The sequence below is a fragment of the Corynebacterium sp. LK28 genome (genome assembly GCF_014335105.1).
In the GTDB taxonomy this organism is placed as follows: Bacteria; Actinomycetota; Actinomycetes; order Mycobacteriales; family Mycobacteriaceae; genus Corynebacterium; species Corynebacterium macclintockiae.
In genome coordinates this window covers 110,015-132,613 of sequence record NZ_PDGZ01000012.1, presented here as the reverse complement: position 1 = coordinate 132,613, position 22,599 = coordinate 110,015, and the positions used below count along the sequence as shown (strand labels likewise).

The 22,599-nt window shown below is 60.9% G+C and carries 20 protein-coding genes; 11 read left to right on the top strand and 9 right to left on the bottom strand.

Annotated elements, in window-relative coordinates:
- Positions 1 to 29: 29 nt before the first annotated feature.
- Together CRD15_RS06770 and CRD15_RS06765 are read left to right on the top strand one after the other, a co-directional pair.
- On the top strand, positions 30 to 1,850 hold the full coding sequence (locus CRD15_RS06770; RefSeq protein WP_034978263.1) for an AI-2E family transporter: 1,821 nt from the start codon (positions 30 to 32) through the stop codon (positions 1,848 to 1,850).
- 27 nt (positions 1,851 to 1,877) lie between these two features.
- Positions 1,878 to 2,777, top strand: a complete 900-nt coding sequence (locus tag CRD15_RS06765; RefSeq protein ID WP_035008516.1) for a DUF6542 domain-containing protein — start codon at positions 1,878 to 1,880, stop codon at positions 2,775 to 2,777.
- A gap of 79 nt (positions 2,778 to 2,856) precedes the next feature.
- On the opposite strand, the gene CRD15_RS06760 is transcribed toward CRD15_RS06765, so the two are convergent.
- Complete coding sequence (locus CRD15_RS06760) at positions 2,857 to 3,894, bottom strand: 4-hydroxy-3-methylbut-2-enyl diphosphate reductase (protein ID WP_080716906.1); 1,038 nt, start codon at positions 3,892 to 3,894, stop codon at positions 2,857 to 2,859.
- Positions 3,895 to 3,958: 64 nt separating this feature from the next.
- Here CRD15_RS06760 and xseA point away from each other — a divergent pair, with 64 nt between their 5' ends.
- Both xseA and CRD15_RS06750 read left to right on the top strand, forming a co-directional pair.
- A complete protein-coding gene (xseA, locus tag CRD15_RS06755) occupies positions 3,959 to 5,272 on the top strand; it encodes an exodeoxyribonuclease VII large subunit (RefSeq protein ID WP_034970941.1) in 1,314 nt (437 codons plus the stop codon).
- Positions 5,273 to 5,276: 4 nt separating this feature from the next.
- Complete coding sequence (locus CRD15_RS06750; protein ID WP_034970942.1) at positions 5,277 to 5,552, top strand: exodeoxyribonuclease VII small subunit; 276 nt, start codon at positions 5,277 to 5,279, stop codon at positions 5,550 to 5,552.
- 24 nt (positions 5,553 to 5,576) lie between these two features.
- On the opposite strand, the gene CRD15_RS06745 is transcribed toward CRD15_RS06750, so the two are convergent.
- Positions 5,577 to 6,188 (bottom strand): DUF4245 domain-containing protein, encoded by a 612-nt coding sequence (locus CRD15_RS06745; RefSeq protein WP_187402206.1) that lies wholly within the window; start codon positions 6,186 to 6,188, stop codon positions 5,577 to 5,579.
- Positions 6,189 to 6,346: 158 nt separating this feature from the next.
- On the opposite strand from CRD15_RS06745, the gene glpX reads away from it, so the two are divergent.
- From glpX to CRD15_RS06725, 4 genes are all read left to right on the top strand, one after another.
- Positions 6,347 to 7,381: a class II fructose-bisphosphatase gene (gene glpX / locus CRD15_RS06740; RefSeq protein WP_034979355.1), complete on the top strand. Its 1,035-nt coding sequence runs from the start codon at positions 6,347 to 6,349 to the stop codon at positions 7,379 to 7,381.
- A gap of 172 nt (positions 7,382 to 7,553) precedes the next feature.
- Positions 7,554 to 8,957 (top strand): class II fumarate hydratase, encoded by a 1,404-nt coding sequence (locus CRD15_RS06735; RefSeq protein WP_034970945.1) that lies wholly within the window; start codon positions 7,554 to 7,556, stop codon positions 8,955 to 8,957.
- A gap of 833 nt (positions 8,958 to 9,790) precedes the next feature.
- Positions 9,791 to 10,621 carry a TetR/AcrR family transcriptional regulator gene (locus tag CRD15_RS06730; protein ID WP_255463795.1) on the top strand — a complete coding sequence of 277 codons (831 nt, stop codon included), beginning with the start codon at positions 9,791 to 9,793 and terminating at the stop codon, positions 10,619 to 10,621.
- Positions 10,618 to 12,207 (top strand): MDR family MFS transporter, encoded by a 1,590-nt coding sequence (locus CRD15_RS06725; protein ID WP_034994219.1) that lies wholly within the window; start codon positions 10,618 to 10,620, stop codon positions 12,205 to 12,207. Before CRD15_RS06730 ends, CRD15_RS06725 begins: the two co-directional genes overlap by 4 nt.
- Before the next feature lie 40 nt (positions 12,208 to 12,247).
- Here CRD15_RS06725 and CRD15_RS06720 read toward each other — a convergent pair whose 3' ends face one another.
- The 4 genes from CRD15_RS06720 to CRD15_RS06705 form a co-directional block, all read right to left on the bottom strand.
- On the bottom strand, positions 12,248 to 12,928 hold the full coding sequence (locus tag CRD15_RS06720) for a GNAT family N-acetyltransferase (protein ID WP_187402205.1): 681 nt from the start codon (positions 12,926 to 12,928) through the stop codon (positions 12,248 to 12,250).
- An 83-nt stretch (positions 12,929 to 13,011) separates the two neighbouring features.
- Positions 13,012 to 14,403 carry a PhoH family protein gene (locus CRD15_RS06715; protein WP_034994221.1) on the bottom strand — a complete coding sequence of 464 codons (1,392 nt, stop codon included), beginning with the start codon at positions 14,401 to 14,403 and terminating at the stop codon, positions 13,012 to 13,014.
- Between the two features lie 280 nt (positions 14,404 to 14,683).
- Positions 14,684 to 15,349 carry a hypothetical protein gene (locus tag CRD15_RS06710; protein ID WP_034975524.1) on the bottom strand — a complete coding sequence of 222 codons (666 nt, stop codon included), beginning with the start codon at positions 15,347 to 15,349 and terminating at the stop codon, positions 14,684 to 14,686.
- Positions 15,350 to 15,471: 122 nt separating this feature from the next.
- Positions 15,472 to 16,275 carry a substrate-binding domain-containing protein gene (locus CRD15_RS06705; RefSeq protein ID WP_255463780.1) on the bottom strand — a complete coding sequence of 268 codons (804 nt, stop codon included), beginning with the start codon at positions 16,273 to 16,275 and terminating at the stop codon, positions 15,472 to 15,474.
- On the opposite strand from CRD15_RS06705, the gene CRD15_RS06700 reads away from it, so the two are divergent.
- Together CRD15_RS06700 and CRD15_RS06695 are read left to right on the top strand one after the other, a co-directional pair.
- The gene (locus tag CRD15_RS06700) at positions 16,274 to 16,642 is read left to right on the top strand and encodes a DUF5997 family protein (protein ID WP_034967250.1); all 369 of its coding nucleotides are present in this window, start codon (positions 16,274 to 16,276) and stop codon (positions 16,640 to 16,642) included. The two genes, CRD15_RS06705 and CRD15_RS06700, sit on opposite strands and share 2 nt — an antisense overlap.
- Positions 16,643 to 17,355: 713 nt before the next feature.
- On the top strand, positions 17,356 to 18,531 hold the full coding sequence (locus CRD15_RS06695) for an acyl-CoA dehydrogenase family protein (RefSeq protein WP_034967254.1): 1,176 nt from the start codon (positions 17,356 to 17,358) through the stop codon (positions 18,529 to 18,531).
- A 19-nt stretch (positions 18,532 to 18,550) separates the two neighbouring features.
- Here the strand turns inward: CRD15_RS06695 and CRD15_RS06690 are convergent, their stop codons facing one another.
- The 3 genes from CRD15_RS06690 to glyA all read right to left on the bottom strand — a co-directional run bounded on the left by CRD15_RS06690 (position 18,551) and on the right by glyA (position 21,496).
- Positions 18,551 to 19,351 carry an enoyl-CoA hydratase/isomerase family protein gene (locus CRD15_RS06690; protein WP_187402204.1) on the bottom strand — a complete coding sequence of 267 codons (801 nt, stop codon included), beginning with the start codon at positions 19,349 to 19,351 and terminating at the stop codon, positions 18,551 to 18,553.
- Between the two features lie 118 nt (positions 19,352 to 19,469).
- Positions 19,470 to 20,093 carry an isochorismatase family protein gene (locus CRD15_RS06685; RefSeq protein ID WP_187402203.1) on the bottom strand — a complete coding sequence of 208 codons (624 nt, stop codon included), beginning with the start codon at positions 20,091 to 20,093 and terminating at the stop codon, positions 19,470 to 19,472.
- Positions 20,094 to 20,185: 92 nt separating this feature from the next.
- Positions 20,186 to 21,496, bottom strand: a complete 1,311-nt coding sequence (glyA, locus tag CRD15_RS06680; RefSeq protein WP_034967575.1) for a serine hydroxymethyltransferase — start codon at positions 21,494 to 21,496, stop codon at positions 20,186 to 20,188.
- A gap of 149 nt (positions 21,497 to 21,645) precedes the next feature.
- Between glyA and coaA the strand changes: the two genes are divergently transcribed.
- Complete coding sequence (gene coaA / locus CRD15_RS06675; protein ID WP_034975518.1) at positions 21,646 to 22,572, top strand: type I pantothenate kinase; 927 nt, start codon at positions 21,646 to 21,648, stop codon at positions 22,570 to 22,572.
- The last annotated feature ends 27 nt before the right edge of the window (positions 22,573 to 22,599 follow it).

Here is a 22,599-nt window from a genome sequence, read left to right as displayed (position 1 = left end):
TTGGACCTGCGTGAGGCAGAATGGGGAGAATGAACTCCCAGAACCCCCACGACAGGTCCTTTCCTGACAAGGATGGCCGTGATTTCGCAGACTTTATCGCGGGTTCCCACCGTATGGATACCGAAAACATCCCTATCCCGGGTGACGATAAAGATGAAGAGCGACTAGGTCATGGCCAGTTCGCCAACGAACCCGAAGCTGCCAGGCATCCGACGGTCAGCCCCGATTCTCCCGAAGCCAAGCTGGTCGAAGCCAAGCGGGCAGAGACCGCACCTACTGTGGAGGAAAAGGGCGATTCTTTCGTCCAGAATCGCAACAGCGCCCGCGCAACGACCGGCATGGAAAAGCCCCTCGCAAAGGATCACGAACCGAACGGCGAGGCTGAAACCGACGATTACCCGGGTCTGAGTTCTCGCGCGGCGAAGGCCAAGAAGAAGGCCAATAAATCCTCCAAAAAGTCGGCCATCGACGAGGAACTGAACCCCGAGTTGCGTGACCGCGCCGAGGTTATTGGCACCACAGGTCGCTGGCTTGCGGGCTGGTGCCTGCGCTTCATCATCATTGCCGCCGCGCTCTACCTGGGATTCCAGGTGTTCGGCAAGCTGTGGGCGGGCATCCTGCCGGTCTGCCTGTCGGTGATTGTGTGTACCGTTCTGTGGCCGGTCGTTCGCCTGCTCCGCAAGGCAAAGGTTCCCAACAGCCTGGCAGTGCTCATCACAATTTTGGGCTTCTTCGCCCTCATCATCGGCACCTTTGCCGCTATCGCGCCGAGCGCCGTGGATCAGGGCAAGACGATCGTCAACCAGGCCAGCGACGGTATCGGCCGTATCCAGGACTGGCTGCAGGGCCCACCTGTGAACCTGCAGGAAAGCCAGTTCAACGACGGAGTTCAGCAGATCACCGATTGGCTGCAGAATAAGTCCGGCGATATTGCGACAAGCATCGCTGCCTTCGGTACTGAGACCGCTTCCCTGCTGGTCACCATGTTCGTCATGTTGGTGCTGACCTTCTTCTTCCTGAAGGACGGCGAGAACTTCCTGCCGATGCTGCGCCGCGTCACCGGTCGCCGTGTCGGCTGGCACCTCACTGAGGTTCTGACCCGCTGCTGGAACACCCTGGGCGGCTTCATCCGCACCCAGGCCATCGTCTCCGCCATCGATGCCGTCTTCATCGGCCTTGGCCTGGTACTGCTAAACGTGCCCCTGGCCGGCCCTCTGGCCATCCTGACCTTCTTCGGCGGATTCATCCCCATGGTCGGCGCGTTCGTCGCGGGCGCCCTGTCCGTCTTGATCGCACTGGTGGCAGTGGACTTCAACACCGCCGTCATGGCGCTGCTGCTGGTCATCGCTGTCCAGCAGCTGGAAGGCAATATTCTGCAGCCGGTGCTGCAGTCCCGCGCCATGAACGTCCACCCGGTCATCATCCTTCTATCCGTCACCCTGGGTTCCACTTTGTTCGGCATCATCGGCGCCTTCCTTGCTGTGCCTTGCGCAGCGATGATCGCCGTTATCCTGCGCTACATGGGCGACCTAACGGATCTGGCCACTGGCGAAAAGACGTCGCGGGATATCGAATTCGCCACCACAGCCGGTTCCCTGACCGGCGAGCAGTCGGAACGTGCAGCTCAGCGCTGGCAGGAACTGCGCAAGGCCATGATGCTAAACAACTCTCAGTCGGAGGGCCACACCGCCGAGGGAGCGAAAGAAAACACCACCAAGGCCACGTCCAGCGCCCCCGCTGAAGAGACTGCCGACGGGGACGAAGGGGCGTCATTCCCCCGCGAAGCGGCGACGAACATCCGCGGTAAGATGCAGTCGATCCTCAAGTCCTTCCGTGGCAATAACGAGTAACTCACAGCAACGAAGTAGCATTACCCCGTGACCGAAAGCAGTCGAACGAGAAGCAGTAGCCGCACCAGAGCCTCGCTGCGGGGCGATAGTCGCTCCGCGCGACGTGTCGGCGGGAGCCGTGGGGGCGCCGATCTGATCTCCGGCGAAACTCCATCCCATTGGTTCCCCGTCTGGGCGCCCGTGCTTGTCATGCTCGCGGTGATTTTCACCGGCCTGGTTCTGGCGAAGGGCGATACGACTATCCCCACCAGTTTCTTTGCGCTGTTCGCGGTAGCGATGATTGTCTCGACGATCTTCGTGGAGCCGCGCGGATTGTTCCTTTCGGTAGCTTCTTACCCGCTGTACTACCTGTTTGGATCGCTGCTCATTGGCTGGTTCAGCTCCGGTGCCGCAACGATAGCGAGCCGGAAAACGAAGGTCATTACCTCGATCTACCCCGCCATCGAGCACTTTCTGTGGCTGCTGTTCCCCTTCCTCATTGCGGTGATCATCGCTGTGTTCCGCTGGTGGAACTACCGCGAATCCCTCACACGCCAGGCCGCGCGACTGGAGATGCAGCGCCGCCGCCGTAGCGAATCCGACCGCAGCAACGTGGAGGCTTATGGTCGTGCGAAGCAGCGTTCGCAGGCGCGCAGCCAGGTGTACAGGGATTCTCGCGATGATACTGACGCCTACCGCGGTGAACCGTCCCGCGGTTCAACAAGCCGTGCTTCTGAGTCCCGTGGCGATACGGCGCGCCATAGTGAAAGCCGTGGCGCTGAAACTCGCCGCACTGAACCTCGGAGCACTGAGCCTCGGAGCACTGAATCTCGAAGCCCCGTGACGCGAAGCTCCGAGCAGCTTCGCAACAGTGCGCAGCGGCGCCGCGTGCCTTTCCCTGAGCGTCGAGTATCCCCCAGGCACTTCCTCGACGACGAGCGGGACTAGCGAAACATCCCGCCGCGCTGCTTACTGCAGTTTTAATGCAGCTTTTTGGGATGTATTTCTGCGTTATTTCTGCGTGCGGTTATTTCTGCGTGCGCGCCGGGCGCAGCTCGCGCGGCAGGGAGAAGATCAGGTCTTCCGTCGCCGTGGTGACTTCCTCGACCTCACCGAATCCCTTTTCCGCCAGTAGCTCCAGAACACCGCGGACGAGGATCTCCGGCACGGAAGCGCCCGAGGTCACCCCGACGCTAGTCACGCCCTCGAGCCAGGCCGGGTCAACCTGCTCTGCATAATCAACCAGGTGAGCGTCCTGCGCACCGTGCTGCAAAGCAACCTCAACCAACCGCTTGGAATTAGAGGAGTTCTGGGAACCCACCACGATCATCTGCTCCACCTTCGGCGCAATCGCCTTCACCGCTACCTGGCGATTCTGAGTGGCATAGCAGATATCGTCAGACGGCGGATCCTGGATGTGGGGGAACCTCTCGCGCAGCAGCTTCACGGTCGCCATCGTCTCATCAACGCTGAGCGTGGTCTGGGATAGCCAGACAAGCTTCGTGTCCTCTGGGAACTCCAGCGCGTTAACATCTGCCTCGCCATCGACCAGGTGGACAATATCCGGAGCTTCGCCGGCGGTGCCCTCGACCTCTTCGTGGCCGTGGTGGCCGATCAAAACGATCTGATACCCCTGCTTGGCGAAACGCTTCACCTCATGGTGAACCTTGGTGACCAGCGGGCACGTGGCGTCAAAAGTCTTCAGCTCCAGTTGGCGAGCTTCCTCGTGCACAGCGGGCGATACACCGTGAGCAGAGAACACAACGTTGGAACCGTGAGGGATCTCCGTGGTCTCGTCGACGAAGATCACACCGCGATCCTCGAAAGTCTTCACCACGTGCTTGTTGTGCACGATCTCTTTGCGCACATACAGCGGCGCACCGTGCTTCTCCAGAGCCTTCTCGACCGTTTCGACGGCGCGGTCGACACCTGCGCAATAACCACGCGGAGCAGCAAGGTAGACCTTCTTTGCTGCACTGGCGGTTGCGGTGGCATCAGCACCGGAATGTGCGTCGGTGGCTGGCTGAACGGTTGTCTCAGTAGTAGAGGCAGTCATGTGCCCCATCGTAATGGAAGTACCTTGCACTTCCCATCCCCGGTGTCCGGGCCGTCTTTTAGAATGCAGAACTATGAGCGTTGCTAATTCTGCAGAGGCCCCTTGGGCGGTTGGGCAGCTGAACGACCAGGTTAAAAACTGGATCCAGAAACTGGGGTTCATTTGGGTCGAAGGTCAGGTCACCCAGGTCAACATGAAGAGCTCCTGGCGGTTTTCCTACATCACGCTGCGCGATGTGAACATTGAGGCGTCGGTCTCCCTGACAGTGGAAACCAGTGCGCTCACGAACCTGCCCTCCCCGGTCAAGGACGGCGATCGGATCGTTGTCCACGGCAAGCCGTCGTTCTATTCCAAGCGCGGCAGCTTTTCCCTGTGGGTCACCGAGATTCGCCAGGTGGGCATCGGGCAGTTGCTGGCCCAGATTGAGCAGCTGAAGAAGGCAATGTTCGCCGAGGGCATCTTCGATCCACGGCTGAAAACCCCGCTGCCGTTCCTTCCGACTACCGTCGGGCTGATTACGGGGCGCGCGTCGGCGGCTGAGCGCGACGTCATGGAGGTTGCCAAGCGGCGCTGGCCCGCGGTGCACTTCCGCACCATCAACACGGCAGTGCAGGGGCCGAAAACCGTGCCACAAGTGGTTGCCGCGTTGCAGGAATTGGAGAATGACCCCACGGTGGACGTCATCATCGTTGCCCGTGGTGGCGGTTCGGTGGAGGACCTACTGCCGTTCTCCGAGGAATCTCTGGTGCGCGAGGTCTCCCGCATGCGCACCCCCGTGGTCTCCGCTATCGGCCACGAGCCGGACAATCCGCTGCTGGATTACGTGGCCGATGTCCGCGCTGCCACCCCCACCGACGCGGCGAAGACGGTGGTGCCGGATGTCGTGCAAGAGCTGCGCATAGTCAGCGAGGCTCGCCAGCGAAGTGCCGGCGCGCTGCGCAACTGGGTGGCTCACGAGCGCAAGGGGCTCGCGCAGCTCCGCTCCCGCCCCGTCATGGCTGATCCGAGTCTGCCGGTCACGCACCAGAAAGACATCATTGCGGAGGCATTGCAGCGCAAGGACCATGCGCTAGGGGTTCACGTGCGCTCGCTGCGCTCCTCCATTGAATCCCTGAAAGCTCAGGTCAACGCCCTGGGGCCTTCGCAGACGCTCGCCCGCGGATACTCTATCGTGCAGGTGATTCCGCGGGATAAGTCCGGGGCGCAGGTGGTGACAACCGTGGATCAAGTCAATCCCGGTTCGCAGCTGCGGATCCGTGTCCCCGACGGGTCCATCACGGCCGCGGCGATGGGTGTGCAGGCTGCGCCTGGGGGCGTCATGAATAAAGACGGCACAGACAACAACACAGACAACAGCAATACAGATACAGACACAGAAGAGGCATAGAACAATGGCACAGAACGGCACCGCAGCAAACGGCACAGAACAGCAGAAGTTCCGCCCGCTGGAGCAGCTCAGCTACGAGCAGGCACGGGACGAGCTCATCGAAGTGGTGAAGATCCTCGAGCTCGGTCAGATGAGCCTCGACGAGTCGCTGAACTACTGGGAACGCGGTGAGGAACTGGCCGCGTACTGCGAGGACTACCTCAACGGCGCATCCAAGCGCATCGAGCAGGCGCTGCAGCAGCGCGAGGCACGTAACGCTGAAACTGACGGCGAGGGCTAGCTCACCGTCGAGCCAGTTGTTCGCCTATTTCTTGACGCCACCGTCTGCGGCCTGGCTGGCCGTCGCACCAACATCGATCGGGTCGGTCTGGGCGACCCTCTCCGCAGCCGTGCGAGTCTGCTCAGGCGTGGCCATCGCCTCGAGGATCAGGCGCACGTCACCCAGATCGGCCACCCACAGAGGGCGGGCATCGTCGCCGGTGAAGACGTGCCACTCGACGTCCCCGGTGGTTTCGGCTCCCGTTTCCTCTCGCACCTCATCATCGGGCTGGGTCGCGGCTTTGTAGTCCGCGCCCGTTTGAGTTAGGGAAATGTAGTTCTCCCCGTCGATCACCCAGCCGACCAGGCTCGACGGCTCCTTACCGACCGACACGCGACGGACGGAGTTCGCTACCCAGTTATCCGGCATGTCTGGGTTGCGGATGGGGAAGCTGAGGCTGCGGGCGTCCATCTGCAGCACCGAGTCCGCATCGACCTCCTGCACCGGACCGGAACGATCCGCCTCACCCGGTTTAAAAGAGCACAGTCCCGTGAACCCAACCGTCAGGAACGTAGCAAACAACAACACCACCAAGGACAACACAATGTCCTTGGTGGATTGAAACGCGCGGGGCTTTTGAATCTGCACGCCCGCCATTATCGCATTGCCCCCGCTTACACGGCCAAATTAACCCTGGGTAGGGCTAGCCAACACCACACAAAGCGCAGGCTAAAGCAACGCTCGGAGGAAATAGGGCACAATAGAAGAGGAATAGAAACGATTACCTATCAGCAATAGAAAAGAGCTGGAAGATCATGTCGACTGAAGCGCACACCCCTGCTGTTTCCCCCAATCCGGATGCCCCGGACCGCAACCTGGCGATGGAACTGGTTCGCGTGACCGAAGCCGCCGCACTGGCCTCCGGAAAGTGGGTCGGACGTGGCCAGAAGGAGTCCGGCGACGGCGCCGCGGTGGATGCAATGCGCCAGATGATCAACTCCGTGGAGATGGACGGCGTTGTTGTGATCGGCGAGGGCGAAAAGGACGAAGCCCCCATGCTGTTCAACGGTGAGCACGTGGGCACCGGCAACGGCCCGGCAGTAGATATCGCCGTCGACCCGGTAGACGGCACCACCCTGATGGCAGAGGGCCGCCCGAACGCGATCTCCGTCATCGCCGCGGCCGAGCGCGGATCCATGTACGATCCGTCCGCCGTGTTCTACATGAAGAAGATCGCCGTCGGCCCGGAGGCCGTGGGCAAGGTCGACATCGACGCTCCTGTCGCCGACAACATCAAGGCCGTTGCCAAGGCCAAGGGCACCGTGCCGGGCGACATCACCGTCGTCGTGCTGGATCGCCCGCGCCACGAAGACCTGATCCGAGAGATCCGCGAGGCCGGCGCGAAGGTCCGCCTGATCGGCGACGGCGACGTGGCCGGCGCTGTGGCCACCGCGCAGGATAACGCCACCAACTCCGTAGACATCATGATGGGCATCGGCGGCACCCCGGAGGGCGTTATCGCCGCCGCTGCCATGAAGTGCATGGGTGGCGAAATCCAGGGCAAGCTGTGGCCGAAGGACGAGGCCGAGCGCCAGAAGGCTCTGGACGCTGGCCACGACCTGGACCGCGTGCTGACCACCAACGACCTGGTGAACTCCGAGCACTGCTACTTCGTCGCCACCGGCGTGACCAACGGCGACATGGTGCGGGGTGTGTCCTACCACCACAACTCCGCTACCACCCGCTCCCTGGTCATGCGCTCTCGCTCCGGCACGATCCGCTTCATCGAGTCGCAGCACCAGCTGGCGAAGCTGCAGTCCTACTCCGTGCTGGATTACACCCGTAACTAGCTCTTTTATGGACGCCCCCACGCCCCACCGCGCAGCAGGCCTTTTAGGTAGATTGGGCGGTGTCCGTGCGGGGCACGAAGACCAATCCGCTTCTGTGCGTTTCCGCTGCTGAGCCTGGACGGGTTCGATGCGGGAGGCGTCAAAAAGCAATCAAGATAAAGGTGATGAAAGAATGACCGAGCAAGAATTCCGCATTGAACACGACACGATGGGCGAGGTTAAGGTTCCCGCCAAGGCTCTGTGGCGTGCACAGACGCAGCGTGCCGTGGAGAACTTCCCGATCTCCGACCGTCCGCTGGAGTCCGCACAGATCCGCGCGATGGGTCTGCTGAAGGCGGCCTGCGCGCAGGTGAACAAGGACCGTGGCCTGCTGACCGACGAGCAGGCGGACGCGATCATCGCCGCTGCCAAGGAGATCGCTGAGGGCAAGCACGACGCTGAGTTCCCGATCGATGTTTTCCAGACCGGTTCCGGCACGTCTTCCAACATGAACACCAACGAGGTCATCGCCTCCATCGCCAAGAACAACGGCGTGGAGATCCACCCGAACGACCACGTGAACATGGGCCAGTCCTCCAACGACACTTTCCCGACCGCAACCCATGTGGCCGCTACCGAAGCTGCTGTGAACGACCTGATCCCGGGTCTGAAGGTGCTGCACGACTCCCTGGCTAAGAAGGCCAAGGAGTGGGAGACCGTTGTGAAGTCCGGCCGCACCCACCTGATGGATGCCGTTCCGGTGACCCTGGGCCAGGAGTTCTCCGGCTACGCCCGCCAGATCGCCGCAGGCATCGAGCGCGTTGAGGCCACCCTGCCGCGCCTGGGCGAGCTGCCGATCGGTGGCACTGCAGTCGGCACCGGCCTGAACACCCCGGCTGACTTCGGCGCAAACGTTACCGCCGAGCTGGTGAAGCTGACCGGCGTGGAGCAGCTGCGCGAGGCAGAGAACCACTTCGAGGCACAGGCTAACCGCGATGGCCTGGTGGAGTTCTCCGGCGCTATGCGCACCATCGCGATCTCCCTGAACAAGATCGCTAACGACATCCGCTGGATGGGCTCCGGCCCGCTGACTGGTCTGGGCGAGATCCACCTGCCGGACCTGCAGCCGGGCTCCTCCATCATGCCGGGCAAGGTCAACCCGGTCCTGTGTGAGACCGCAACCCAGGTTGCTGCGCAGGTCATCGGTAACGACGCTGCCGTTGCCTTCGGTGGTTCCCAGGGCGCGTTCGAGCTGAACGTGTTCATCCCGATGATGGCCCGCAACGTGCTGGAGTCTGCGAAGCTGCTGGCCAACACCGCCCGCGTGTTCGCAGAGAAGCTGGTCGACGGCATCGAGCCGAACGAGGAGCGCATGCGCACTCTGGCTGAGTCCTCCCCGTCCATCGTGACCCCGCTGAACTCTGCCATTGGCTACGAGAATGCGGCTAAGGTTGCTAAGACTGCGCTGAAGGAAGGCAAGACCATCCGCCAGACGGTCATTGACCTGGGCTTTGTCGACGGCGAGAAGCTGACGGAAGAGGAGCTGGACAAGCGCCTCGACGTCCTGGCTATGGCCAACACCGACCGCGACAAGTAGGCGCTGGCACGGCTGGCGGCTGGCGGCTGGCGCCCATCACCGTGGTCCAGCTGGCGCTGCTGGCGGCTGGCGCAACTGACGCCCATCACCGTGGTCCAGCAGCCCCGCTTGCTAACTTCACCGTTGATGTTTTCCTGTTGAGACTGGCTTCCCGCTAGATCGGGCTTCTGTCTCCCTGGGAACACCAGCGGTTTTTCTATGCCCAGATCGAGGAATTCACTCCCTCCCCGCCTTGACCTTGCATTCTGCAGCCTTCCGCCACCCTCGCTAGCCTGCCGCGCCCCTCGCTAGCCTGCCGCACCCCTCGCTAGCCCTCCGCACCCCTCGCTAACCTTCCGCGACACCGAAATGTCGCTAGAACGGGAATATGGAAACGCGTGCGCCTGGAACCGAAGAATCAAAACGCTCTGACCTGGCATTTTACATTAATAGCATTCGCTTCCATTAACCCATTCTCGTTCTAACGACATTCAGTCCCTCTGCACCCAAATCGCGGGCCGCCGCCAACCACATCAGCACCACACATTTCATAAATGTCGGAAAAGTTGCAAAACTCCCCCTCACCTAATTCGACACCTTTGGTAGAAACCCTGTGACCTGCGCTTTTACATTATTGGAAACGTGCCCCAACAAGGCTTTGCAGCATTTCCGACATTTGGCCTGCCGGAGTGCCATTTTCCGGCGTCTCGCCGCCACGCGAGCCTTAGCGCACTCGCAACAACACCCCCGCCGGCCCAATAGTTAGCCACAACACACCCAGAAATCCCGTATGAAAAACTACACAAACATTGCACTGGTTAAAACTTTGCACTGGGTGTAAGTTTGGCCAAGTGATGCAATCAATCTGTTCTGATCCCACGGAGCCCTCGGATTCCACGGAGCCCTTGGATTCCACGGATCCCACGGAACCCTCTGATCCCACGGAGCCCGCGGATCCCACGGAGCCCGCAACCATGGGGCTGCGCGAGCGCAAACGCCTGGAAACCAGGCTGCGAATCGAGGACGAGGCCACCCGCCTCTTCCTCGATCGTTCCTTTGATGGAGTCACACTGGAGGAAATCTGCGAATCAGCTGACATCAGCCGTCGCACCTTCTTCAACTACTTCTCCTCGAAGGAACACGTTGCGGTCGGTAAGCAACCTCCCCTGCTCACCGAGGACGATTTCGACAAGCTCGAGAACTTCTCCCCCACCCAAGGCAGCCTGCCACAGCACCTCTACGACATGTTGACCAAGAAGCGTCTCGAGGAAGCTCGAAAGTCGGACAATGCCAACCTTGATCCGGAGTTGGCGGAGTCGATACGGTGGCGTCGATCCCAAATAATAAAGAGATTCCCCAGCCTGGCACTGGCAAAGCTCGCTAGCTACGAAAAGCTGCGCAGTGACCTCGCGGAAGCAGTGTGCCGGAACCTAGAGAACCACCCCGGCAACCGCTGCACCCAGCTCGAAGTGATGGAGGAAGCACACCTCATCGTCACCGCGGCAACGACGGTGCAGTGGGCCGCGGCAACATCGGCAACACGCAGCGGCAGAACCCTGACCAGCACGAAGGATTTCGACATTGCTCTTGCAGGGCTGCAGCAGATCTTCACGGCCATAGAGCCAACCAACGAACACATCGCAGATAAAACATCGCAGAATCAGAATCAGGAGGACTGTCAGTGAGCGACACTCGCACCCAAGCAGCAGCGGCCAAGGCACGTCTCGAAGCGGCGGAAAAACAACGCCAGGAAAACCACAACAACGTCCCACTAGTCTTCGGCTGCCTAATGCTCGGCATGCTGATGTCTTCGCTGGGGCAGATGATTTTCTCCACCGCCCTGCCTACCCTCGTCGGTGAACTCGGCGGCGCGAACAAGATGAGCTGGGTCATCACCAGCTTCCTGTTGACTATGACTATCGCCATGCCTGTGTACGGCAAGCTGGGCGACCAGATGGGTCGCAAGCCTCTGTACCTGGTCGCGGTCACTCTGTTCCTTGCGGGTTCGGTGATCGGTGCCCTCGCCCAGAGCATGAACATGATGATCGTCGCCCGTGGCGTGCAGGGCTTCGGCGCCGGTGGCCTAATGATCGGCGCGCAGGCTATCATCGCCGACGTCGTCCCCGCCCGCGACCGCGGACGCTACATGGGCATCATGGGCGGTGTATTCGGCTTAAGTTCCGTGCTAGGTCCGCTGCTGGGTGGCTTCTTCACCGACGGCCCGGGTTGGCGTTGGGCCTTGTGGTTCAATGTGCCGCTGGCTGTCATTACGCTGCTGATGGTCGGCTTCAACCTCCAACTGCCGAAGCGCGGCAAGGGCGCGAACCTGGATGTTCCCGGCACCGTGTTGATGGCCGGCGCTACGAGCTCACTGATCCTTCTACTTACATGGGGCGGCCGCGATTACGCCTGGTCCAGCCCTGTCATCATCGGCCTGGGCATCGCCGCTGTCACGCTGGCCACCCTGTTTGTTCTGGTCGAGCGCAAGGCCAAGGAACCGCTGATCCCGATGCAGCTGTTCACCGTCCGCAACTTCGTGGTCACGACGGTAGCGGGCACGATCACGGGCGTGGTGATGTTCGGCGTGCTGGCGTATATGCCAACGTACATCCAGATGGTTCACGGCATGACCCCCACCAAGGCTGGTCTGATGATGATCCCGATGATGGCGGGCATGATCGTCACGGCCACCGCGTCTGGCCAGTACGTCTCCCGCACCGGCCGTTACAAGTGGTTCCCCGTCGCGGGTCTGCTCGTCGCCGCCGCTGCGGTTGCTCTAATGGGGCTTTTTGACGCCCACGATTCCCTACTGCACCTCGGCCTCGTCTTGGCTCTTATGGGTGTTGGCCTGGGGCTTTCGATGCAGATCCTGGTGCTTATTGTGCAGAACTCTTTCCCGATTTCGATGGTGGGAACTGCGACGGCTTCGAATAACTTCTTCCGCCAGATTGGTGGCACGGCGGGCTCTGCGATTATCGGTTCGCTGTTCACCCACCGCGTGGCGGATCTCATGGGCCAGCGAGTGCCCGGCGCGTTGCAGGAATTGGGTCCACAGGGGGCGCCGCTTGCGGAGAAGCTCCAGGGTGGAGGCAGCGCCCGCCTGACCCCGGAGATCGTAGACACGCTTCCTGTCCCGCTGCACGAGGCCATTACGACCTCGTACAACGATGCATTGGTTCCGGTGCTTGGCGCGATGGCGCCGGTGGCTGTGTTGGCCGCGCTGATCCTGACCTTGGTCCGCCAGGACAACCTTAAGGAGACCGTCGAGTAGCCCCGAGCTACCTATTCGGTGGCTACTTATCCGGGGCTACTTACTCGCCAGCGGCATCGTCCTTGGAGTGCTCCAGGTTCTGCTGGTAGTACTCCCAGGCGGGGCCGCCTTCCAGGATCTTCTCCATAACCATGTTGTGGCGCCACTTGCCCTTCTTCGGGCCGTAGTTCATGTGGGACATGCAGTGGAAGATTCCCACCTGCTCGAAGCCACGGGACAGGTGCAATCGCACGGAGCCTTCGTTCTCCGGGAAGATGCTGGAGTGCATCGCCCAGTGGCCCTGGTCGGCGGCATCCTTGAGCAAGCGATCTAGAAGGTTCCCCGCTACGCCCTTTCCGGCAGCGTCCTTGTGGACGTAGATCGAGTCTTCCAACACTCCGTCGAAGACGTCGCGGTGACTGGCGGAAGTGGCGGTGATCCACCCCAGGATCTTCTCCCTGTCGTCACCCAGCCCCGCTGCCTGAGCCGCTGCGGGGTCAGTGTCGATGGCAACGAAGGAGAGTTCGGGCAGGCGGTGGCGCATGAAGTCTTCCCACGCTTCCGGCGCGTTTTCTTCAAAAGTCGCCTCACCAGTATCCATTCCGGTCTGCAGAATGGCCTGCACCTGTGGGTAGTCCTTTTCCTCCATCAGTCGGATGGAGATTGCTTGCTTGGCACCTTTGTCCGTGCCCTTACCGGCGCTATCCTGCGCAGAGTTGCCTGCGGTATTCGCGGAAGTCATGGAAGAAATTGTGCCTCACAAGCTACGGTTTGCGCCACCTGACCGGTGGTAGCTCTCAGCGAACTAGCCCTTTCCAGCCCTTTCTAGCCCTTTTCCAGCAGGTTCGTAACCAGCTCCGCGATCGCCGAACGCTCGGAACGGGTCAGAGTGATATGCGCGAACAGAGGGTTGTTCTTGAGCTTCTCAATCACCGCCTGGATGCCGTCGTGACGGCCAACGCGCAGGTTGTCGCGCTGGGCAACATCGTGGGTCAGCACCACCCGGGAATTGCGCCCCAAGCGGGACAGCACGGTCAGCAGTACGTTGCGCTCCAGCGACTGTGCCTCGTCCACGATCACAAAGCTGTCGTTCAGACTGCGGCCGCGAATGTGCGTCAGCGGAAGCACCTCCAGCAGTCCGCGCGCGTCGATCTCCTCCAGGACGTTGTCGCTTACCACGCCCTCCAGGGTGTCGTACACCGCCTGCGCCCAGGGGTTCATCTTCTCGGACTCGCTGCCCGGCAGGTAGCCCAGGTCCTGGCCACCAACTGCATAGAGGGGGCGGAAAACGACAATGCGCTTGTGTTCTCCGCGCTCCAGCACAGCTTCCAGACCCGCGCACAGCGCCAGGGCGGACTTACCCGTGCCGGCCGAACCGCCGAGGCTCACAATGCCCACCTCGTTATCTAGAAGCAGATCCAGGGCAATTCGCTGCTGGGCGCTGCGGCCGCGGATTCCAAAGGCCTCCAGGTCAGTGGGAACCTGGCGCACCATGCCGTCTCCCATGGAGCGTGCCAGCACGGATTGGCTGCCTGCAGTGAGCTGCAAGCCGCAGTGGATCGGCAGTTCGTCGACTTCTTCCCCGTCGACGGTCAAGGCGCCCGAGATATCGGCCTCTCCCACGTCGTAGAGCTCGTCGATAATGCCGGAGGGCACCTCCGCCCGCGCCATACCGTTGTAACCGGTCAGCACCACGTCCTGCGCGTGGTACTCGTCGGCGTCCAGACCAACCGCACCAGCCTTCACGCGCAGCGGCACATCCTTAGTCACCAGGGTGACGTTGTGCCCTTCCGCGCGCAGGTTCAGCGCACACGCCAGGATGCGGTGATCGTTTTGTTCGCCCCGCAGCCCCGTGGGCAGTACGGATTGGTCAACGTGGTTCAGTTCTACCTGGACGGTGCCACCCATGTCGTTGACGATGCTGGGCATGTCCAGCCGGCCGTGCTCCTGGCGGAAGTCCTCGAGCATGCGCAGAGCCTGACGGGCGAACCATCCGAGTTCCGGGTGGTGGCGCTTGCCCTCCAGCTCACTGATAACGACGACGGGGAGGATGATGCGGTGTTCCGCAAACTTGATCAATGCCCAGGGATCGGACAGCAACACCGAGGTGTCGAGGACGTAAGTGCGTAGGCCAAGCTCTGCGTCGGAATGAGCGTTCATTGCCTCTTCAGCCTGGAAGTTCTGATGTGCCTGATCGGTGGGCGCAGCGGAAGTCATGGAGGTGGTGCTCCTTGTAGGGATTAAGAGTTAGTTAACCCGGACGTTCCACGCCGCAAAAGCTACGCTTTACATCCGGGGAATGCGGATGATGTGGGTAGGTGTGACTTGCTTCGGACACCCTCGACGCTAGGGGCGCTGCATGGAAATTACATTGTTGTTAGATGAACTCTGGGTAAACATGAAAAAGCCCCAGGATCGGAGGCATTTACTGCCCCTCACCTGGGGTTATCAAGTTCTACTTGAAGGTTAGAACTTCCGGCGTTCGCCGCGCTTTTTCTTAGCGCTTCTCGATCGTGTCGGTGAACTTGCCGGACTCATCCTTAGCCCACTTGATGGTGCCGTTCTCGAAGGACTGGGTCCAGCCGTTGGCTGCGTCGCCCTTCTCCGGGCCGGTCGGCAGGCCGATCTCGTTATCCAGGCCACCACCGTTGACCCAGGTCTCGCCAATCTTGCCGATAACCGGAACTGCACCGTGGCCCTTAGAGTTGGCGATCCAGCCCTTCTCGAAGGTAGCCAGGGAGCCGTTCTTGCCCTCGGTGTACTCGGTCAGCTTGCCGAAAGCGCCGGACTCGCCGCCCTCGTTATCCCAGGCGGTCTTTACGTCCTTTGGCAGTTCAACCTCTTCACCATTGGCGGTCTTGACCTTCTCGCCCTCACCTTCAGCGCCACCCTCGGAACCTGCGCCCTCAGCGTCGGCACCCTCGGAGCCCTTAGCGTCAGCACCCTCAGACTCGGAGCCCTTTTCGCCAGTCATGGAGTCCTTAGCCTCGCCGGCCTTCTCGGAAGCAGAAGCTGCTGCATCGCCAGCCTTTTCGGAAGCGGAGTTGGCAGCGTCGCCAGCCTTGTCCTTAGCATCGTCGGAGCATGCAGAAACGCCGAATACCAGGGATGCACCAGCGGCCAGTGCTACTGCGGAACGACGGAAACGCTTGTTGGAGTTCATTAATTTAAACCTTTCTCTTTGCTCTTCGCATTGTGCGAAAGCACTACCCACCCATTCCTAATCACGGCCTTGAGGAAATGCACGTGCCGTGCATGATCTTTAACTCAATTGCAATCGTTTCTTTATCTACGCTTAGCTGTCCGCACAGCCTTTTTCTTCGCCGTTTTCTGCACTCTACCTGCCTTTTTATTGACGCCACCGCGCCCCCGACTAGCCGCCTGTCGCGAACTGCCCGCTGTGCGTCCTTTACATATCCCAACGAAGTCCTGAATGACGTCATTGTCAGATTCGACTCGCCACATTAGGGCTACGCGAGTGCGCGGGCACGTGGTGGCGTCAATACCAAGAAGATCCCGGTGCACTACCCCGCCTTGGTTAATTCCGCGCAGCAGTGGGCGCGGCGCGATAGCGATACCAACATTGGCAGCGACAACCTGAAGGGCTTCGCGCAATGCGGCGATATCGTCCCAGCCGTTAGCCGGAGTGACATACATCAGCTTCTCATCGACGAGCTCACTGTAGTCAATGGCCTCCATCACCTTGGCCGGGTGGTCCTTCGGGGCGGCGACCCCGGTCTGCTCTTCATAGAGGGCGACCTCATGCATGTCCGCCGGGCGCTCATACCCCTCGGCTGGCAACCGCACTAGAGCCACATCCGCCTGCCCCGCGCGGACATAAGCCAGCGGATCATCGGTACCTGCGCTGGCAACCTTCCACCCCGGTGTCCTCTCGTCGAAGCGCCGGAACCATTTATCCGGTTGCACTCCCGTGCTAAACACAACCTTCAGATGCCGCTGCTGGTTCACGCGCTGGCGCTGACGGGGCTGCTGGTGCTGGGTTGGTTTTTGGGTTCGCTGCTGATTCTGCGAGGCGGAAGCTTCGGGCATGGAACCAATAATAAGGCGCTTCATTAGAATGATGGTCATGACTGACGCTAATCCGAGTACCAAGTCCGGGCCACCCATGAAGCCCGCCACGGCAGCCAAGAAGCTGGGGATCTACCTTCCCGCTACTCCGCAGGAGTTTCAAGACACACCCCTGAGCCACGAGCAGTTCGTGGAGCTGCAGAAGAACCCGCCCGAGTGGCTGCAGACTCTGCGGCGCGAAGGGCCACACCCACGCCCGGAGGTGGCGCGGAAGTTGGGCATTAGCATCACGTCTTTGAAGGCTAACGATATGGATAAGCCGCTCACCACGGCGGAAATCAAGGAGCTACTGGAAAAGCAGCCCGAGTGGCTGCGAGAGGCTCGGAATAAGCTGGCGACCGAGCGGACGGAGACGCCAGCGTCATAAAGAGAAAGGCGGGGATGAGCCCGATACATCGGACCCTTCCCCGCCTTTCAACTTTATGTAGTTTCCAATGGTGACGAGCCATCAAAAACCCTTCGCCCGATACAGCGACCAGGTGACGAGTCTGGCGCCATACGTTGGCCGGACGAAACAACCACAACACTCGGGGTGAAGAAGCCCCTACCGGCACCTACGCACTTCGGGGAGAAGAGAGAAAACCCTTAACGCGTAAGTGTCTGCGCCGGCAGCTTTGAACTCCTTCGCGAGCATTGCAACATATTCCACAACTGCAGTGCGCCTCAGGTGACTAGCCTGCGACACATCTGTGAGGTTAGCCAAGCCTCACCTGAGTTGTCAATACTTTTGCAACATCTTTGTTGTTTAAATAAATGACCAGGGTTTTTGCAGAACTTTGAGGCACCCCAATCCAGGTGGGGGTAGTTAGCGCCACAAAGCAAGACGACAGCGCTAAAGAATCGGTGTATATTCGCCCGCGATCTGGGGGATTTCTTGCACTTCTACACCTAAAAGATGCTATTCTCATAAGCAATGCAGAGATGCACGTCACACTGCTGGCGTAAAATCGAACTGCGACACAAGAAATCTCAATAGCCGACATTGGTACTTCGAGAACTGGCTAGGTTTACACGCGGGGTTACAAGGCCTTCGTGCTGGCCAGCGCACGAATCACCACCGTCTTGGTTTGAAAGGAACCCATGAAGAACTTCCTGCCACGCAACATTTTCGAAGAAGAGCACAACATGTTCCGCGAGGCCTGCGCGGACTTCGTGAAGGCCGAGATCGCCCCGAACGTTGACCGCTGGCACGAGCAGGGCTACTGCGACCGTGAGATGTACCAGAAGGCCGGCCAGCAGGGCCTGCTAGGCATGATGGCTCCGGAGCAGTTCGGCGGCGGCGGAATGGAGAACGACTACCGCTTCAACGCTGTGCTGACCGAGGAGCTGGCAAAGGCTGACTCCGGTTCCGTGATCGTGGGCATCCAGACCATCAACGACCTGGTCATCCCCTACCTGCAGCGCTTCGGCAACGACGAGCAGAAGGAGCGTTTCCTGAAGCCGCTGTGTGCTGGTGAGAAGATCGCCGCACTGGCAATGACCGAGCCGGGCGCAGGTGCTGACCTGGCTGGCATCCGCACCTTCGCCAAGAAGGACGAGAACGGCGACTACATCGTCAACGGTGCGAAGACCTTCATCTCCAACGGTGTTCAGGCTGACTTCACCCTGCTGGTCGTCGTGACCAACCCGGAGAAGGGTCGCGCTGGCGTTTCCATGCTGATCGTCGAGGACGGCATGGAGGGCTACACCAAGACCGGCCCGCTGAAGAAGGTCGGCCTGAAGTCACAGGACACCGCCGAGCTGTCCTTCGAGGACACCCGCGTTCCGAAGGAGAACCTGCTGGGCGAAGAGGGCGCTGCCTTCGGCTACCTGCGCACCAACCTGGCTCAGGAGCGTCTGTCCATCGCCGTGGGCTCCATCGCTACCTCCCGTCGCGCATTCGACCTGGTTTACAAGCACTCTCAGGATCGCAAGACCTTCGGTCAGCGCCTGATCGACCACCAGGCTTACCGCTGGGAGCTGGCCAAGATGGCTACCAACATCCAGACCTCCCAGTCCTTCGTTGATGCCTGCATCATGGAGAAGGTTAACGGCACCCTGGACGAGGTCACCGGCGCGATGGCTAAGTACCAGACCACCGAGCTGCAGATCGAGGTTGTTAACGAGGCTCTGCAGCTGCACGGCGGCTACGGCTTCATGCTGGAGTACCCGATCTCCACGCACTACCTGGATTCCCGCGTGCAGCCGATCTACGGCGGCCCGAACGAGATCATGATCGAGATCATCTCTCGTCGCCTGGCTAAGGGCGAGAAGTAAGGCTTAGTCCCTTAAGCCCCTACTCCCCCTTAAACTGCGGTGGTCGCTTTCCTACGAAAGCGGCCACCGCTTCGCTATGGTCGGCGGTGTTAAACAGACGCAGCTGTGCCTCTGCCTCCGCCGCTGCGGCCTCGTTGATGGCTACAGCGTTCTTCACCAGCGCCTTCATTTCCTTGTATGCCGCAGTCGGGCCACCGGCAAAGGACGTCGCTAACTTCTCTGTCACCGCCTCTAGCTCCGCGGGCTCCACCAGGTTCTCCACCAGCCCCAGCTCTAGGGCCTCCTCGGCGGGCACCTTGCGATCCATCAGCAGCAACTGCAGCGCCTTCGCACGCCCCACGCAATCCACTAGGGTCTTCGACAGCCCGGAATCTGCCGCCAGCCCCACGCCGGTAAATGCGCCCTTGAAGGACGCAGCCGTGGACATCACGCGGAAGTCGCACGCCATCGCCAAACCCCAGCCAGCGCCCGCTGCCGGCCCCTGCAGCGCGGCGATCGTCGGCACGCTAATTCCGGTGAGCAGCTCAACCATCGGGTTGTACTCCTCCACTACCTTTTCCATGCCGGTGCGGTTCTTCGTGTCCTGCAGTTGTTCCTTGAGATCCTGCCCGGAACAGAATGCCTTGCCAGCGGCACGCAGCACGACGGCGCGCACTGCGGAGCCGAGTTCCTGCGAGTCTTTCTGTGCTTTCCGGAACGCGTCGATCAACGCCAGGCGCAGCGCCTTGTCCAGGGAGTTGTATGCCTCTGGCCGGTTGATGGTGATGTAACGTACGCCGGCCTTGTCTTCGACCAGCACAAGATTGTTGTTTTCGCTCATGTGCTTCACGCTACGTGGCGTGGCCGCAAAGCGCCGTCTTTTCTGGCGGTTGCTTTCTCTTATGGACGCCCCCTCGCGCCCCCGCTCCCCCTCATGCCCCGCCAAGGCGGGGGGATGACTAGCGTGGTTGGGCGATAACTTCGGCGCCAGCTGCCCTGAGGGCGTCCAAAGCCTTAGCAGCGCCGTCCTCGCTGACGGCAGAGCAGAGCTCTTCCACCACAGTCACGCCGAAGCCAGCCTTCAGGGCATCTTCGGCGGTGGCGCGCACGCAGAAGTCGGTGGCGATGCCGACGATGGTGACATGCTCGACCTCCAAGGAGTCCAGCCACTGCTTCAGCGTTTGCTCTTCCCGCGCCAGGTGGCCTTCAAAGCCGGAGTAGGCAGCGGTGTATTCACCCTTGTGGAACCAGACGTCCACGAGCTCGGGGTTGAGTTCGCCACAGACCTGCGCACCGTGGGTATCGGCCACGCAGTGCACCGGCCAGGTATTCTCGTAGTCCGGCTCCTCCCCTTCGGGTGCGAAATGCCCCTGGGGGTTGATGTGCCAATCCATCGTGCCGGCGATCAGAGGGCGGGAGTTGATCTCTGCGCCCTCTTCCGCGTCGGCGCCCACTACCTCGCGCAACCAGGCATTAATCCCCCGCGCGACCTCAACACCGCGGGCGGTGCCCAAAGAACCGTCGACGAAATCGTTTTGAACATCAACGACGATGATTGCTTCGCGCGAGCGGGTGCTGACCATTTCTCAAATCTCTCCTACTTCCCCAATAGGGTTCACCCCGGCAAGGACTAGCCCAGCGGGGACTAACCCAACGGGATTTAACCCAACGGGAATTAAACCAGCTTCCAGTCTTCCAGGCCGTCGTACAGCGGGAAGTCCGCAGCGATCTTGTCCACGCGGGCGCGCAGGGCGGAAACGTCGGCGTTACCGGCCAGAGCCGTACCGATGATGTCCGCAACCTCGGTGAAGGCCGCGGAATCCAGGCCACGGGAAGCCAGCGCGGAGGTACCGATGCGCAGGCCGGAGGTAACCATCGGCGGGCGCGGGTCGAACGGCACAGCATTGCGGTTGACGGTGATGCCAACCTCGTGCAGCAGATCCTCACCCTGCTGGCCGTCCAGCTGGGAGTTACGCAGGTCGACCAGTACCAGGTGGACGTCGGTGCCGCCGGTGAGGACCTGTACGCCAGCGTCCTTCGTATCCTGTGCATTCAGACGCTCAGCGAGGATCTTGGCGCCTTCCAGGGTGCGCTGCTGACGGTCGCGGAACTCGTCAGTCTGGGCCACCTTCATGGCCACTGCCTTCGCGGCCACGGCGTGCATCAGCGGTCCGCCCTGCTGCCCCGGGAATACGGAGGAGTTCAGCTTCTTGGCGTACTCCTGCTTGGCCAGGATCATGCCGGAGCGCGGGCCACCCAGCGTCTTGTGAACGGTGGTAGAGACAACATCGGCGTGCGGAACTGGCGACGGGTGCAGGTCAGCGGCAACCAGGCCAGCGAAGTGAGCCATGTCCACCCAGAGCTTCGCCCCAACCTCGTCGGCAATGGACTTGAAGGCGGCAAAGTCCTGGTGACGCGGGTACGCGGACCAGCCGGCAATAAGCACCTGCGGCTTTTCGGCAATGGCCTGCTCGCGGATCTTATCCATATCCAGGCGGAAGGTCTCCGGATCCACCTCGTAGGCAGCAACCTCGTAGAGCTTGCCGGAGAAGTTCAGGTGCATACCGTGAGTCAGGTGGCCACCGTGTGCCAGGGACAGGCCCATGATCTTGTCGCCCGGGTTAGCCAGAGCCATCAGCACCGCAGCGTTGGCCTGTGCACCCGCGTGCGGCTGCACGTTGGCAAACTCCGCACCGAAGACCTGCTTAGCGCGGTCGCGCGCCAGATCCTCAATCACATCCACGTGCTCGCAGCCGCCGTAGTAACGGCGACCCGGGTAACCTTCGGCGTACTTGTTGGTCAGCACCGAACCCTGAGCCTGCAGCACTGCACGGGGAACAAAGTTCTCCGAAGCGATCATTTCCAGAGTCGTACGCTGGCGGCGCAGTTCGCCCGCAATGGCCTCGGCGACCTGCGGATCAAGTTCCGCCAGAGGAGTGTTGTGCTGTAGCGAGTTCTGAGTAGACGAATTCTGCGGAGAAGTCACGTCGACCAAGGCCTTCCGTTGGGGATGAAAGTTAGTTGCTTATCTGCCTCACCATCATAGCGAGTCCTCCAGACAAGCTAATCCACTGGTAATGGCAACGCTCGATATTTCCCCCATTCAATTTCACCTCGCCCCATTTTCGGGGCACAATGGATGCTATGACTTCCCCCAGCCCTTACATTGAGCTGGACCGTACTCAGTGGCGCACACTTAGAAAATCGATGCCCCAGGTCCTCACCGAAGACGAACTGGAACAGCTGCGCGGCATCGGCGACGAGATTGACCTGGAAGAAGTCTCCGAGGTCTATCTTCCACTGTCTCGCCTGATCTTCCTACGCGTCGAGGCGCACAGGCGCCTGAACGCAGCGACGGAGACCTTCCTAGGCGAAGCAATGCCACAAATCCCCTACATCATCGGCGTGTGCGGCTCCGTCGCCGTCGGCAAATCCACCACCGCCCGTGTGCTCCAGGTTCTACTGCAGCGCTGGGAGACCAACCCGCGCGTGGATCTCGTCACCACGGACGGCTTCCTGCTGCCCACCGCAGAGCTCGAGCGCCGCAAGCTCATGCACCGCAAGGGTTTCCCGGAATCCTACGACCAAGCCGCACTGCTCAGCTTCGTCACAAAGGTGAAATCCGGCACCCAAAAGGTTCAGGCTCCCGTGTATTCCCACGAGGCCTACGACCGCATCCCCGGGGAATCCATCACCGTCGACCGGCCAGATATCCTCATCGTCGAGGGCCTCAATGTCCTGCAGACTGGCCCGACCCTCATGGTCTCGGACCTCTTCGACTTTTCCGTCTACGTAGATGCTCGCCGCGAGGACATCGAGGACTGGTACATCGACCGCTTCCTACGGCTCAAGAACACCGCGTTCAAAGATCCGAAGGCTCACTTCCACCACTTCGCTAATTTCAGCGATGAAGAAGCCACGCTGGTGGCACGGGAAATCTGGCAGACCGTGAACTTGCCGAACTTGATGGAAAATATCCTCCCCACCCGGGTACGCGCCTCCCTCGTGCTACGCAAGGGGCCGGATCACCTGGTGCAAAAAGTGCGGATGCGCAAGATCTAGCGCGCGCACCTACGCCCACACGCCCTT